The sequence below is a fragment of the Algoriphagus chordae genome (assembly GCF_003254055.1).
Lineage (GTDB): Bacteria > Bacteroidota > Bacteroidia > Cytophagales > Cyclobacteriaceae > Algoriphagus > Algoriphagus chordae.
On the sequence record NZ_QKZT01000010.1, the window covers coordinates 37,602 to 53,588 of the forward strand.

8 protein-coding genes are annotated in these 15,987 nt (G+C 40.2%); 4 read left to right on the top strand and 4 right to left on the bottom strand.

All coding sequences use genetic code 11. The annotated features are described in order from the left end of the window. Positions 1-78 precede the first annotated feature (78 nt). Positions 79-729 carry a sulfate ABC transporter permease gene (locus tag LV85_RS12245; RefSeq protein WP_111319810.1) on the top strand — a complete coding sequence of 217 codons (651 nt, stop codon included), beginning with the start codon at positions 79-81 and terminating at the stop codon, positions 727-729. Between the two features lie 65 nt (positions 730-794). Here LV85_RS12245 and LV85_RS12250 read toward each other — a convergent pair whose 3' ends face one another. Continuing rightward, positions 795-1,601 (bottom strand): sulfite exporter TauE/SafE family protein, encoded by an 807-nt coding sequence (locus tag LV85_RS12250; RefSeq protein WP_111319812.1) that lies wholly within the window; start codon positions 1,599-1,601, stop codon positions 795-797. A 213-nt stretch (positions 1,602-1,814) separates the two neighbouring features. Here LV85_RS12250 and LV85_RS12255 point away from each other — a divergent pair, with 213 nt between their 5' ends. After that, positions 1,815-2,618, top strand: coding sequence for a universal stress protein (locus LV85_RS12255; RefSeq protein WP_111319814.1), 804 nt, complete (start codon positions 1,815-1,817; stop codon positions 2,616-2,618). Here LV85_RS12255 and LV85_RS12260 read toward each other — a convergent pair whose 3' ends face one another. The 3 genes from LV85_RS12260 to LV85_RS12270 all read right to left on the bottom strand — a co-directional run bounded on the left by LV85_RS12260 (position 2,619) and on the right by LV85_RS12270 (position 13,022). Next, complete coding sequence (locus LV85_RS12260; RefSeq protein ID WP_111319816.1) at positions 2,619-3,275, bottom strand: Crp/Fnr family transcriptional regulator; 657 nt, start codon at positions 3,273-3,275, stop codon at positions 2,619-2,621. 127 nt (positions 3,276-3,402) lie between these two features. Further along, the gene (locus LV85_RS12265; RefSeq protein ID WP_111319818.1) at positions 3,403-7,527 is read right to left on the bottom strand and encodes a hypothetical protein; all 4,125 of its coding nucleotides are present in this window, start codon (positions 7,525-7,527) and stop codon (positions 3,403-3,405) included. 23 nt (positions 7,528-7,550) lie between these two features. Next, positions 7,551-13,022 (bottom strand): hypothetical protein, encoded by a 5,472-nt coding sequence (locus LV85_RS12270; RefSeq protein ID WP_111319820.1) that lies wholly within the window; start codon positions 13,020-13,022, stop codon positions 7,551-7,553. A gap of 603 nt (positions 13,023-13,625) precedes the next feature. Between LV85_RS12270 and LV85_RS12275 the strand changes: the two genes are divergently transcribed. Next, positions 13,626-13,853 carry a FeoA family protein gene (locus LV85_RS12275; protein ID WP_111319822.1) on the top strand — a complete coding sequence of 76 codons (228 nt, stop codon included), beginning with the start codon at positions 13,626-13,628 and terminating at the stop codon, positions 13,851-13,853. A 4-nt stretch (positions 13,854-13,857) separates the two neighbouring features. Beyond that, positions 13,858-15,987, top strand: coding sequence for a ferrous iron transport protein B (gene feoB, locus LV85_RS12280; protein WP_111319824.1), 2,130 nt, complete (start codon positions 13,858-13,860; stop codon positions 15,985-15,987).

Here is a 15,987-nt window from a genome sequence, read left to right on the forward strand (position 1 = left end):
TATTTCTTCCTTTTTAAATCTCAAAATTAGAGGTATTCGCAAACAAAATTTTAGATTTGAATAAGATTCATCTTAAAAATGGCAAAAACTTTAACTCCAGAGGGACAACGTTTAAAAGAACTAATAGATTTCGATAAGCGTGTTTATTTTTTAGTGCTTGTATTTTTGTTTTTGCTGATCAGGTATCTCACTAATACTCTGATTCTTGAAGCCATCCCAGATTACAATAATTTGGAAGCAAGAGGTGACTTCATGATTTTCCACATATTTAATGCATTAAATTATCTCTGGACACCATTTGCCTTACTCTGGAAATTCACCGTGATCGCTTTTCTATTTTGGCTAGGAGCCTTTCTCATAGGCTACAAAGTCCCCTATAAAGAATTATGGCAGTTTGCACTGATTGCTGAAGTGGTTTTTATCTTTCCAGAATTGATTCGCTTACTGGTGTACATAGCTCCACAATCAGGAGTTACCTATACAGAAATAGATGAATATCGAGCGCTTTCTCTACTCTCTCTGATTGGCTCAGACAATGTAGCCGCACAATATCACTATACTTTAGCCACGCTGAATATCTTTGAGATTATCTACGGAATAGTATGGCTCTATGGATTTCATATGATCTCTCGAAGACCTTTTGGGGAATGTGCAATAGTCGTATTTATAAGTTATTACATTCCCTTAGCAATTTGGCTCGTTTGGTATATGATGGTTTATCGAGCTTAGATTTGCTGAAAAAATGGGTTTGGAAGTGACCTACACTCAAAATTTCTATACAATACCTGATTCAGTTAAAGCGACATCAGTTCCTTACTGATGATGTAAAGCCCCATCAACAACACAAACCAACCAAAACCTTTCTTAAGTGCCTTTTCGTTGATCTTCTTAGATAAGGAACTGCCAATAAAAATCCCAACTATCGACAAGCCGGTAAAAATTAATAGCATTTTCCAGTCAATGGTTTGATTAGAAACATCACCCAAAAATCCTATTAAAGATTTGGCGGCAATAATCAATAGTGAGGTACCCACAGCCATTTTCATTGGAAGCCTTGCCAAAAGTACAAGAGCTGGAATAATCAAAAAACCTCCTCCAGCACCTATCAGGCCGGTTATCAGACCAACTACAATTCCTTCGATCGCGATCAGTGGGATGTTAAACTTTACTTTTGTCTCTTCTTTAGATTCATCTGACTTCCTTCCCTTGATCATAGAATAGGATGCCACCAGCATTATCACTGCAAAGAAAACCATGATACCAATGCTTTTGAAAATCACAAGCTCATTTACGGCGAATAAAGGATCAGGAAGAGCTGGTACTAAATATTTTCTAGTTAAGAAAACGGCAATAAAAGAGGGTATTGCAAATACTAGGGCGGTTTTGTAATCCACCAAATTCTTACTCATATAGGTAAAAGAACCTACCAAAGAGGTACTTCCCACGACAAACAGGGAGTAAGCAGTAGCTAAAACAGGATCAATTCCCAAAATATAAACAAGCACGGGAACTGTCAATATAGATCCTCCTCCCCCGATTAGTCCCAAACTAATTCCTATGATTACTGCTGCTGCATATCCAACTAGTACTATAATCTCCATTTCAAAATTTTCAAATTTGATATCACAAAAGTACCAGTGACATCTAAGCGAAGAAGTGACAAATGTTACACTTATTGTCTTAAGGTAAAATGTCTCCGGAATATTTCTATGAAAAAAGCGCTAGATCGATTTGTACATTTTTTCAAATCTGATAAAACAAAAGTTAAATTATTCCTCCACAAATGCCTAAATTAATGTGTAATAACTAAGACTATGAAAATAATTCTTCCTATTGATTTTTCAGACAACTCCCTAAATGCACTGGATTTTGCGATCGCCCTTGCTGGAAAAAGAGACGGAGAGATCATCCTAGTTCATGTGATTGAATCAGTATTTGACTTTGCCTCTCAGGCTTCTGTTGCCATAGAAAACCTGCATCGAGATGCTGAATCTCTTATGCAAAAGACTCTGGAGAAACATAAAGACTCAGAGCTAAAATTTACTACAATCATAAAGGAAGGAACGGCCTCCATTTCTGTTGCCAGAATAGCTAGAGATATGGATGCTACTTTGATAGTCATGGGTACCCAAGGCGCAAGTGGCATATTGGTTAAGTTAATTGGCAGTACCACTATCAACCTTATCAAAGAATCCTCTGTCCCTGTATTAGTGGTGCCAGCGGAAGCAAATGCAGAGGAAATAAGAAAAGTGGCCTTGGCTTTGGAATTCGCCAATCATGAGGAAAAATTCATCGACTGGGTTATTGATATGAGTATACGCTGGGAACGAGGTTTAGAATTTGTCCATGTGCAAACAGCCTCTGACTATGAGGAAGATTCTGGTATCAAAAAATTAGAGGATTTCATTACCTCTCATCATCCCGGCTTACCTGTGAAAATCCACACCTTTTATGCTTCCACTCCTGTAGAAGGATTAGACCAATTTTTGGAAGAAAATGAAAATGTAATCCTAGTCATGTGCCATGAACACAAAAATCTCTGGGAACAAGTGCTTAGCCGTAGTCAGACGATAGAAATGGTATTTCATTCTAAAGTCCCTCTACTGGTAATGCCCTGATTACTTACTAATCAATTCCTCAAAATCATCACGGATATAAATCACATTTCTCCCCAACTCAATCCATTTTTTCTTCTCTAATTGTTTTAAAAGGCGGGAAACAACTTCTCTGGAAGTAGTCAGTTCATTAGCGATTTCTTGATGGGTGGTATGAAGTTCATTCGTCTTATGCTGCTTCATCTTAGTCACTATAAACCGCATCAGCCGCTCATCCATTCGTTTGAAAGCTACGGCATCCAGTGCAACCAGCAATTCCTGAAAACGTCTTTGATAAGTGTTTGAAACAAAATCCTTCCACTGTTTGAACTCATCCGAAAACTGATCAAGAACAGTGATAGGTATGCCAATAAGCATGGTATCTTCCTCCACCACAGCTTTAATCTCAGATGGCTTCATAGACGAGCAACATGTCAAAGACAAAGCACAGGTCTCTCCTGCATCTAGAAAGTATAAAAACAACTCTCTACCTTCCTCATCCATTCTAGATATTTTGATTGAACCTTCCAATACTATTGGGACCATCTTGACAAACTGCCCTGGCTCCATCATCACTTTTCCTGCCTCTAATTCCATGATTTGACCCTTGTCCAAAATCTGCTTTAGAAGTTCCGGATCGGTGAAATTAGGTAGGTATTCCTTTAAATCTTTGGTAGTCATATCCTGTTATAATAATGATAAAGGTAGGCTTCAGTTGATTTTCTCTGAGTGATATTAATCACAAGTATATAAAAAAACACCTCCCAAGAAACTTGGGAGGCATCTACTTTTCAAATAAGCCATCCAGTTACTCACAGGTTGGACAGCAGACAAAAGGAACTTTCGTGAGTGGAGAAGTTCTCAAAATCCTAAAGTGCCCTAATCCCTTGCTTAATGGACGAATGTCCGACATTAGATTTACCTCTGCTTTTTTAGCTTTCAATCCTTCAGCCATACGTTCGGAAACTATATTGACTCCTGCATTTCTTAAATCTGACAAATGATCATGAATATTAGTAATGTTACCAAATACCTCCACTACCAACACACTTAGCGCACTGTCCTCTGGCAATCCAAAAGACTTCAACTTCTCAGCAATATCCTGTGAGGTCACTACTGCTGTGCCTACGGGCTGTTCATCTTTGATACTGGCTATAAGGTTACCTAATTGCAAATTTGCAGGATTTAACTTTATGCTTCCCGTTGTATAATCGCCGATGGTAGATTTGAAATACACCTGTTGCGTCAGATCATTGATTTTCTTGAGTCGTTTAGGATCGGTATTCACTCGAACTCCTATTTTCATTTCAATCTCCCCTAATAGTATATTACGATGATCTCTTCCATCTGCTTGGAAAACTTGGGCATACACCATAGTCCAAAGACTCGTTCTTGGTGGTTTAGCAGTTACGTTTTTACCATTATGTACGGCTTTGGCATAGTTTGCACTTACATACAATTGGTTCTCATCTCTATTGAGCGAGCAAAGTAAAGTTGGTGCTGGGTGCTGAATGCCAGTCACTCGCAGTGGTCTGCCGAATCGACCTTGGGCAGTAGACCAAAGATTGTCATCTCGATCTGCCCATTGACCATGCCCTACTCTGAATTCATAGGTAAAGAAACCAAACATCTCTGCACTCTCTGCATGTAAGCCTGCAGGTATAGGCAACATATAATGCCTATCACTATCAGTAGCTTGAATCATAGGCTGCATGGCGCCTATCCCAGCTTTATCATCACTTTGACCTGGTATTATCTGCCTTGTCAATTCTGGGTCTAAACTAATAGGAGCTTCTTCTGGTGGAACCAGTTGACCTCCCTTGTTATTAGCAATCAACTGATCTGGTGCATTTCCTAGCATCCTGCAATAGTAAGTATCATCAGGGTTTTCTACAGGCTTATCAAATTCAACCCAGAGATACCGCTTTCTAGCTTCCGAAGAGCTATAATCTTCCGTCCTTTCATAGGGAGAAAAAGCAATCCCTACACTGACCAACTTAGGTATTTGTACAGGTGGGAGGACTGTTGGCAACGTCAAACGCTCAGTTTCTACTGTCTCAGCACTGGCATGTCCTTCCTTTGTTTTAGGTTTGATTTTGTACTCAGCCCAGAGTTCGTCTGGAAACCTCAGATCACCATTACTTTGCTTCAAGTCATTTTTGGGATCTAAGGCATCTATGTAGATGATTCGAGTATAATTCCTGTTTACACGATCAAAGCGATCCGGCTGCAAAGCTTCAAAGGAAACCGTATGCTTCAATTCAATATCTCCCAAATAGGTATTTTTTCGACTTTCAGTACTCTTGTCTTTTCTGAATTTGAATTCTCGTTCAATTTCAAAGGCAACATCTTGTAAGCAGTCCCAAGCCCAATCACGATTCACTTTATAACTCAAGGTAGCCAGCCAATGATTATATAAGTCCGCTTTGGTAGCAAAAGTGATAGAGCTTCCGTCTGGTGCCAAAGTATGTCTGATTCTGGAACTACATCCTATGGCAATTCGCTCTCCTTTTGGTGCAACTAGGGTTAAGCCTTTTGATTCCAAACCAAGCGCATTTGCCAATCGCTCCACTACCCCAGAATGCTGCTCTTCTGAATCTCTTCTTAATAGAGATGAAAAGACATTTCTCTTAATTGTAGGAACAGCATCTGGTTTTAAGAATAGTGCCTGAACAGGCTGAACTGTCTCAAAAGGCTGTAATAAATCTAATTCAGCAGCTGGTTCCTTATAGAACATTAATTGCTGCACTTTGCCAAACCTGCTATCCTTGTCCTCATTATCATCTATAAACCCAAAGTAACTTTCTGGCGCTCCATCAGTACTTGCTTCGGCCCGAAGTGATATTCTAATGTGCCTTCCAGTAGGCAAGGTCAATTGTTCCATTTCATTGATAGCTTCAATCAATAAATCTTCATCCAAAAATGGATTTGCAGGCTCTCCAAGGTTCAAGACAGGAACATCAATAAATTCTATCGGAACATTCAAAGTCCCATCAAAGTCAACTGGAAATGCCCTGCTAGTCTCATACAGAGTAATGAAACTATCTCTACCAGTTTGACTCAATTGGGTATCCATTCGAAGTGACTTCACCTCTACTCTTATCTTGACTAGCTGTACATCTGGATCTGCCAAGGCAGGTTTTAAGCCATCCGGCTGAAAAGTTAAGGCCTTTAATAAACTGACAGGGTCTTGACCGATGCTTTGGTATTTATTAGTAAAGACTACTGCTGGATATTCTAATAGAGGTCTCTGAATTACCAGTTCAGGATTCGCATCAAACTCTGTTTCTTCATCATTTGTAGCGTTAAAATAGGTTCTTAGATTCGAGCGGATTTCGATAGGCTTTTCGATACGAAGCATACCTGGATTTACATACCTTTTGAACGAAACACTTGTCTCGGGACTAGGAGCAGCATTCAGTGGACTATCTGCCAAATTGGGCCCTCCTCCAGAGATATCCGTCATTCTAATCCTGAATTCATAAGTGTTCCCATAGCGAAGCTCAGTCTCTAATGGGCTTGGAATTAAAGCTCTATTTTGTACAACACGTCTATCTTGAGTTTCATTTTGAGTGCCTCCATTATCCACATCATTTTTGTAAATCTCCAATGCATCTTGGTCTTCAGTCACCAAGTTTTTCCCCATATAATGGGCATAATACATCGGCAACCAATAATGGTCTGAGTTCGGGCCAGAGATCTTGTTGGGATAAACCTGATACGGGAGCTCTGTAGTGCTGGAATCTAATTGTCCCGCAAACATATTCTCAGCCTCATTGATTTCAATGCTGTTTAGACTTTCCCATTCGTTCCCTTCGGCCACTTGTCGCACGTCAATGTGGTAGCCCATCACTCCCATCGGAGCATCAATTCTCTCATTTGAGCCAGGGTTGGAAGGGTTTTCAATCATCTGACGTAAATACCAAACCAAAATTTGCTCATCATCCCATCCTAGCCGAATACCCGCGTCTGACTGTGGGGACAGTTCATCCTGCGATTCTTCTAATAGATTTCCACTCACAGGTTGATTGGCATGGACAATTTTCGCAAAGCCATCATTGTAGGTTTGTGCTTCCATAAAAAGCTCGTCCCAAGGTCCCAGAGGGACTGGCTCCGATGGATCTGAAACCATCTTATACAACACAGGAAATAACACTGGAGCAAAAACAGGTCGTGCCGTTCCCATTGTTAATTCAGGTATTTTAGCGGCATATCTTTTGATCAGTGGCCCATCCGAATCCTCTAATAATCCAGCTTGAGCTGCTGAATAGGGATCGTTTGTAATATCAGCATAAAGATATCCTCCCTCCTCGAACCAATCAGCTTCTACTTCTAATTGAACTTCGTAAATCATCCCACATGCTTTTGCCAGCAGTGGTTGCCTCAAAATATTCGCAAAGACTTTTCCCCAGCTCAAACTGGTTTTAGGCTGATAATTTATAGGAGGTATTTTATCTCGAACAGCACAGTGATACCCATCATCTGTAACAGCATTTGGATGTCTGGGTTGGGTGAAATTGAAGCGTTCTCTGTATGACCTAGGCAAATACTTTTTAATACTCTTCTCTACAGGGACAGGATCCGAAAGCTTATCCGAATTGTCTGTAATTGGCAAGGGCATAGCTGCTGCTACTTTCTCAATTATCGCAGCTTTATCGCTTGCTGGAACTACATTAACTTCTCTTACGACTGGAATTCTAGTAGGAGCGGTGGCATTACTCAGAGGAAAATCATCCGTACCCCTAACAATGGAGAAGCTAAATTCTGGTTGCACATTTGCAAAGCCTGGAACATTAGCAGGATTTGCTAATCCCGTTGGCCAGTTTGAAAATGGATTTGCATTTCGTGGGACTACCACGATATTAACTGTCAATATATTTCCATCAAAACGCTGTGGAAAAGTCATTAAGGAAATTAATCTTCTAGGTTCCATAAGTTGATTTTTGAGGTAAAAAATTAAGCTATCTGACGACTTTCTTGCCAGGTCTCTTCAAAACTGATATTGATAATAAAGCATATACTGATATCCAAACCGAAGGTCACTGAAGCCGTACAATCCGTCCTTCCTGGGGCAGGCTCAGCTATTCTTTTCATCGTACCACTTGCTTCTATGTAAATCGTAACACTTACAATGCCTCCAAGCAAGTTCGCATGCCCTTTGAACAGCATAAATGCCGTTATCTCAATGACATTGGCATCTGCATACATTTCACATCCTACCATATAGGTAACACTTACATTCCCTACCACCGGCAGACCTACAGAGATATTAGCTCCAAAGCCAAACTTCAGCATCAAGCTAGGACCAATCTTCGTGTCGCAGGCAATCTTGACTTCTACAGAACCTACTGCATAGATCGTGGCGGCTCCTACCGTAACGCACATCACTTCTAGTCCTCCGTTGAATTGTACAAATCCACCGGCGGTTGGCAAGAGTTGGGCTGGATCAGTGGTTACTTTCAGTGCTGCATTGAAATAAACACCTAAAGCAAGGCCAGCTTCTAATCTCAATGGGCATTGAGGCGAATTATAAACCGAATCTTCTGGAGGGAATCGAATAAGCGGAATTTCTTTGGTGGCTTCGAATTTGTATTCCCAGATCTCACCAGCATTGCTCATCGCTATTTGAAGTCCTTTCCTCATCACAGCACCATAATCTCCTGTGCTGAGTGCTGCGAGCATTTGTAGTAATTCAATTACTGGCTGTAGTGCATCAGAAAATTCTACCTCAGGAAGTGGAATTCCATCCAATGGACCTGGGTTATCCTTGTCTCCTGCATATCCAGATTCCTTGCCTTTACCAGCATCAAAATTTCCCTTAATAGTCATCAATCGCTCAAAAGAGCCCAAATCGACAACCATAGCCACATTATTGACCTTACTTTTCCAGGTATCTGTTAGATCGTTGGCAAAAGAATCAACATCAAAATTGAGCTTAGAATCCACATAGGTAGTAGTGTCCCCCTCTTTTTTACCTGCTTTATATTCAATATAGATTTTCAAAGCATCCATATTGACTAGGTATAGCGGATCGAAATTTGGAACATCAAAGGCAAGCGCCTTATTCAAAGCACTATTTGCTTCTCCAGAAAGTAGTTTAAATCCTTTATCAACGATTTTCCCAGCCTCTTCTTTGGCTGTTATCTCCATTATCTCAAGAACCTTCTTTCCTCCATCTTTTGCAGCATTCTCTATAAAGGCCTTTACCGCATTACCATCTTCATCTATTCCATCTAATAAGGCCATTGCCTTGCCAAAGTTGGAATAGGCATCTCCTACATTTGGGAAAATGCTGCTTCCGTTCATAAGTTTATAAGCATCCGAGAATATAGGAGGCGTTTTACTCATGAGCTTGGATACTCCTTTCTTGTAACTAGGAGTTAGGAAAAGTGCCTTTTGAGTAGCGGTACTTTGTAAGAAACCATAATTGACCGTAGCAGCCTCAGGATTCCGAAGGATTTCCATAGGGTGAGCCAAACGAACCAGATTGTTGTTCACATCTGTTGCTTTGACCACCACTTCTTTTTGCCACTCTCCAATTCGAATCAGAGGAATAGGGATGTGTGGCGGTAGTGGCGTAACATCTCCACTACCTGTTTCATGCTGAACCATGCTCCAACTGCCATCTTTAGGAAGAAGAACGGAGCCTCGAGTCGCTGCCACAAAAATAGGCTCATTTGCTGCATTACCCGGTTTCTCAGCATGTGAAATATCAAAACGATTGATTTGCATCAACTGCCCTGTACCACCTACATCCATCACACAATCAATATCTCCTCCAATCGTACCTCCTTGAAGATCCAATAACGCTTTATGTTGACTAGGAGTCAATGGAATACCTGGAGGAGATAATTGTACGTATCCTAGTATTTTTTTTGCAGGAGTCTTTCCATTTTTATGGCCTTGAACCAGATTCTCTATTGCTACGTCTGCATCAAAATAAACAGGCGTACATCGCACTTCTTGTTCTAGGTAGGTTTTACCTTCTGAGGTTTCACTATTAGGTATTATATCTCCAGTTTCATCTATATAATTTTTGCCTATAGCAATATTATTGTAGGTCACAAAATCTGCTATACTTCCATCCTCTTTAATGTTTGTGATGTTGTACAAACCACGTAAGGTACCTGGATGCAATTCATATCGTGCCTTATCTTGCAATGCGCCAGGGAATTCTTCATCAATATATTTTGCCCTAAAATCAAAAATCCCGTCTGATTCTGGCTGCCAACCACTATCAGTCCTGTAAATAAATCCAGAACTAGTCCTGAATATGGTAATAGTCCTGACTACACGGATTCCCCAAGGATAGACAAGACTTTTTACCTGAATTACCTCATGGCCGGTACGACCTAGCATAATATCAAACCTAGCCTGGCTCGTTTGTGCTATGGCAGCTGAAGGACTTAACCAGTTGCTAAATGTACTGGCACCATAACCAGTAAAGTCAATCTTACTCAGAGGAACTCCTCTTTCGTTAATGATATTTGGGCTTCCTGGGTTGACAAAAAACTCAGTATTAAAAATCCTAGTAACACTATCTCCTAAGGTACTTGCTCCAGAAAGAGTCCCATCTGCTTTCAAAACATTCGCCAACTGTACGGTAAAACCAGCAAACATAGGAAGATCATCTTTCTTCGGCTCACCTGGCTCCTTTTTCCCATAATCTCCTGCAGTAGCTCTAATCTGAATACCTCCCTGCATCTCATTTGGGAAATTAGGTCTCACCTGATCGAGCTGGGGTTTGATAGTTTCCTTAGCGTTTGTATGTGACAAATCAGCCTTTGCTCTCAACCCAAAAGGAAGGGTAAATAATGCAGAAACGGGTGTTTGTTTTTGCTGATATTTTTCTAGAATAAAATCAACAAGCGGTTTAGGTGAAATTGCGATCCTTTCATGATGGTTATTCATCAATCTCGTTGGCCCACCATCATTTTGATAATAATTAAACAAAGCAGGCGGGTCTCCTGGTTTATTTTTTCCAGGTGCTGTCAAATTAAAGACTGGTTCCCATGCTACCTGCGGCATCATAAATAGTCGTGTCATTGCACCTTGAGCAATGACCTCCATTCCTTCTACTGAAATTATCTGATTGCCGGTTTGGGAAATAGTAGCCTCAGATTCGCTTACATTCCTAGCAACTCCAGTTGTCAGTCTCTGATCTCTATAGAGTCCTAAACTAACACCTAATTGATTTGCGTTGGAACTTACGTCTAGTAAGACAAAATAATCTGCTTCATAAGGCCTTGTGAAAGGTTCAAGTTGATCACCATAAGGGGGTAATGAATTGTCACTAGCCGCTAATCTCCCAGTATCTGCTTTTAATTTCAAAGTTTCTACCCTTCCTTCTGTGGATTTCAATTGGCTTAAGCCCATTACAGCCGACGAGGATAAACTGCCTACTGAAGTAGCGGCTGGAGAGGCTGTAGCGGCCGTAGAATTCCCTGGAGTAAAATGGAAATTAACGTGAACTTTATCATCTTTTCCATCAACGGGCTCTTGAGAAATTTGACATACCAGCCAGCTTTGAATTCCTTTTATACCAGCAGTTTTTCTTCCGAATTGCTTGCTGAGAATCCCTAAGTTTGCCACATACGGATCTGGCAATGTTGGCATATAACTTAGCATACCAAACACTAGGAAAGTCTGACTCTTAATAATCTTAGTCCAATCTGCATTACATTCCCCAAATACTATTGCTCCATTAACTGGAGAAAGGGTGAAGAGCGCATTTTCTAGCGCGATTGCAATACTCTTGAAATCAGGAACATTTTCAAACGGTAACTTATTGTCCCATAAAATATTATCATCCCATATATAAATCAAATTCTTATCATCAGAACCTGCCAAAACCAAAGCGGAATTCTTTGTTTTGACTGCTACTGGATGACCATTGACTTGTAAAGGTCTATCTACTTTGATTTGTGTATTTGCTAAAGCAACTAGCATTTCTGTACCCTCTGCAAGTGAGTTATACATAAACATAGCTGACTTATTAAGGGCTAAAGAAACCGAAGTTCCATATGCATTTAGGTCATCTTTCCAGTGAGCTAGTTCCTGAAATGCCCCATCCCCATTCGATAGCAAATCTGTGATTCCGATTCTACCATTTTCCACAAGAATCTGAGGCTTCTCTAATTTTAAATTCTTACCCTGAAGGCCAGTCCATTTGAACTTCAATCCAGTCTTCAATTCTTGAAGCATCCCTCCAGAACCTGCCACCTCCAAAGGTGCCGAAATATCTAAAGCTGGAGCAGGAATGGCCCACCATGAGGAACTTACTGCCGCTGATTCTTGAATTTCCACCATTGGGCTTACTTGCTTCTTAGGCGAAAACTCAGATTCCGAACAAGCATACGGTATAAGCACCCTAGATAATTGGTTATTATAGACAGGTGCTTTATTCGCTTTACTGAAAGATGCTGTTTGACCATACACAGACCATTGTGCAGGACTACTTTCCGATATTTGAGCCTTTGAAGCTCCCGAAAATGCAAATTTCAAGCTATCGGGGTTCTGCACTTTTGCCTCAAAAGCATCTTTACCATGCTTCTTTTTTGCATTTACTGCATCAGGTGTTTGATCTACCTCCAATTGTACCTGAACAGAAGTATTAGCCGCCAACACCAATTTATCTCCTTGAAGTACTGGATTTGCACTTAATTGAATCTTACCACCCTTGACTTTCAGACCGGCATATCGGGTAGTTGAAGCATTCGAAGCCAGCATATCTGCTCTGATATAAAAACTCCCTGCCACTACATCATATATTTTCGCTACCTCAATCGGCGGAGCGTTCACTGCTTTGATTTGAGATTCTAAAAATGAGGCTTTAAATAAAAGGACTGGAAGATTAGAGTTCTGCTGATATATGCCGATCAGTTTTGTGATTCTAAAAAAATCTATCATAATCACCCTACCATCCAATTTGGTCAGTGGACCAATCGTTTTTTCTACTTTAGCTCCAGCTGCCCAATCAGGAACACTGGCTCGAATCTGAGTGCTTCTGACAGGCACCTCACGAACAAAAGCTTTTAATCCTGGATCTGCAGCTATAGTCGCTTTTTTTAAAACAGCCTTTTTTTCTTCTTCCTTTTTACTCGCAGCCTTAATAGCTTCTTTACTTAATGTTCTCTTCTCAACCGGATCAACTGTTTCCTTGATCGTCTCAGAAGCGGCTTTAACAGCAACTTTTTCGGCTTCTTTTCGGATTAGCTCAATCTTCTCCTTAGGAATTCGATCTTGAAGGAAAATTTCAGATCGTTCGAAACTGAAAGATTCAGGTTTAATTTCTGAACTGTCCTGAATTAGGAGAGACTTAGCCAAGAGTGGAATTCCTTCCTCCCATTGTTTTTTATCACTTGCTTTGTCAGCTTTCAGGTGTCCGAAAATTTCGGACAATAATAATTCGAGTTGATCCTTTTCCATGGTAAAAAGTGTTTAGAATAAAGCTGCTCTTTTAGGTCAAAAACTGTTTCCTTCAACTACAAAATAAAAATCAATCTCATAACAATTAAAGCTTAAAAAGAGCGAAGTGAAGTTAAAAAAATAATTGACCAATCACTAGCCCAATATTTCCTAAATCATTGAAAACCCATTATTTACGAAAATATTTTTAGTATTTTTTACCAAATACTATCAAACAATATAGTGTGGAGGATTAAGCTATCAATGGAAATCAGATCAGAAATCAAAGCAATTTTCGCCTATACATGCATTTGAAATGCCCTATGATTATCAATAAGAAAATGATCTCCTATTGTTTTATATTACAGACAGTTTAAAGCAATTATTTTAGCACCTGTTTTGATTATCATCTTTTAGTCCAACAGGACTTCTCAGGTAGCCGACGAGCTATCGCAATAATTTTTAACCTGAATTTTGTTGGAGCAATTTCATCTTTATCAAACAATACTTTCTATCAAAAAATCTCTCCTGTTTGATACATGACAAAAATCTTCTTTATTTTTCTTTAGATTCATTCCAAATAATCCTATTTTTGCCTTTGGTTTTTAAGACCTGCACAATTCTATGTTCATAACAGCTGATTCAATACCTGTAAGCCGGGCAGCAATTATCCAAGAAATCTTAGATTCTCCGTTGAAAATCAACTTGATGGAACTTGGTTTCCTGCCTGGAAAAACTATTACGCTTCAACATTCTGCCCCTCTGGGTGGCCCTATGGCATTCAGACTTGAAGAAACCATACTAGCCTTAAGAAAAACCGAAGCTTCGCTCATAGAAGTACAATTGCTCTGAATACATGCCTGAGTCTATCTCTCCTTCCCTAGTCAAATCACCAAAAATCGCCATCATAGGAAACCCGAATGTTGGCAAATCGACCATCTTCAACCAACTCACTGGATTGAGCCAAAAAATCGGCAATTACCCAGGGGTAACTGTGGACAAAAAAACTGGTTCGATGAATTACCAAGGGAGCAATTATGAGATCATTGATCTTCCAGGTACCTACAGTCTCTATCCCAACTCTGAAGACGAAATCATTGCTCATCGGGTATTAAACCAACTCAAGGAAGAAGAAAGACCTGAGTTTGTATTGATGGTAATTGATTCCTGTCAGCTTTCTCGAGGCTTATTTTTAGCCACACAGCTGATTGATTTGGGACTGAATCTGGCGATCGTACTCAATATGGCTGATATCGCTACCAGAAAGAATATTGCGATCAAAACCTTCGAAATTTTCAAAGCTCTAGGCGTTCCGATTTTGAGTACAGATGCCAGAGGAGAAAAAGGATTGGATCAAATTCGAGAATTAATTCATCAACAAAATTTCAGTAAAAAGTCATCTTTCATCAATATCGAAGAAGTAGTCTCAGCTACTTTGCTTTCAGAAGTAAAAGAGAAGTTCAAGCTTTCAAATTCCTACCAGGCTTATCAACTACTTCGATTTGGAGAGAAAGACAAAACATTTTCCTTAGACGATCGGAATTGGATCAAAGCCAAACTTTCAGAAAGTCAGCTACAACTTGATGCTGCTCAGCTTGAGGAAACAAAGATTCGATATAGAAAAATCACTTCGATTGTTGAAAAAGCAGTTGTTAAAACCCCAGATGCAAAGCAAGAATCTGGAATTGACAAGATTTTGTTACATCCAGTATTTGGATATCTGATATTCGGAGCGATCCTACTCCTTATCTTCCAAGCTATTTTTGCATGGGCCACGGTGCCTATGGATTTGATCGATGGATTCTTCGCCTCTTTAGCCGGCTGGACTTCAAACTTATTACCAGAAGGGCCTCTATCTAGTCTGATTACCGAAGGTATTATCCCTGGTATCGGCGGAGTGGTGATATTCATCCCACAAATTGCCATGCTTTTCGGTTTTCTGGCAATTCTGGAAGATACCGGATACATGTCTAGAGTAGTCTTTTTGATGGATCGCTGGATGAGACCCTTTGGGCTTCATGGCAAAAGTATTGTCCCACTTGTATCAGGTGTTGCCTGTGCAATTCCGGGAGTGATGGCTGCTAGAAATATCGGTAACTGGAAAGAGAAAATCATCACTATAATGGTGACTCCCTTGATGAGCTGCTCAGCACGTCTGCCAGTTTATATTATTCTAATAGGGCTAGTTGTACCGAATGAAGTCGTTTTTGGAATTTTCAATCTACAAGCGGTTGCCTTATTAGGACTTTACTTGCTAGGCGTTGTAGGCGTGTTATTCACTGCATTGCTGTTGAAAAACATCCTAAAAACCGAGGAGAAAAGCTTCCTGATGGTAGAACTTCCTACTTACCGAGCACCACGTTGGCTAGATGTCCTTTGGACGATGTACAATAAGTCAAAAACCTTTGTATTCGAAGCAGGTAAGGTAATACTTGCCATTTCAGTCATACTATGGGTACTAGCATCCTATGGCCCGCCAGATCGTATGGATGCCATCAGAGCAGAAAGTGAAGTGAAACTTGCGCAAGCTAGTCCCGATGAGATTCCAGTGATAGAGAACGAAACAGCCTCTCTATTATTAGAGAATTCCTTCATAGGTATCATGGGAAGAGCTATAGAGCCTGCCATTCGTCCTTTGGGCTATGACTGGAAAATCGGAATCGCCTTGATCACTTCATTTGCAGCTAGAGAAGTATTCGTTTCTACGATTGCAACCATCTATAGTATAGGTGCCGACACGGAAGATGAACTCACGATCCGTCAAAAACTCAATCAACAGATAAATCCTGAGACTGGTGAAAAAGTCTATAATACTGCCACCGCATTTTCATTAATGGTGTTTTATGCCTTTGCCATGCAATGTATGAGTACGCTGGCTGTAGTCTATCGCGAAACTAAAGGTTGGAAATGGCCGTTGATTCAGACAGTGTATATGACAGCATTGGCGTATTTCTCTGCACTGCTGGTTTATCAAATTCTATCATAA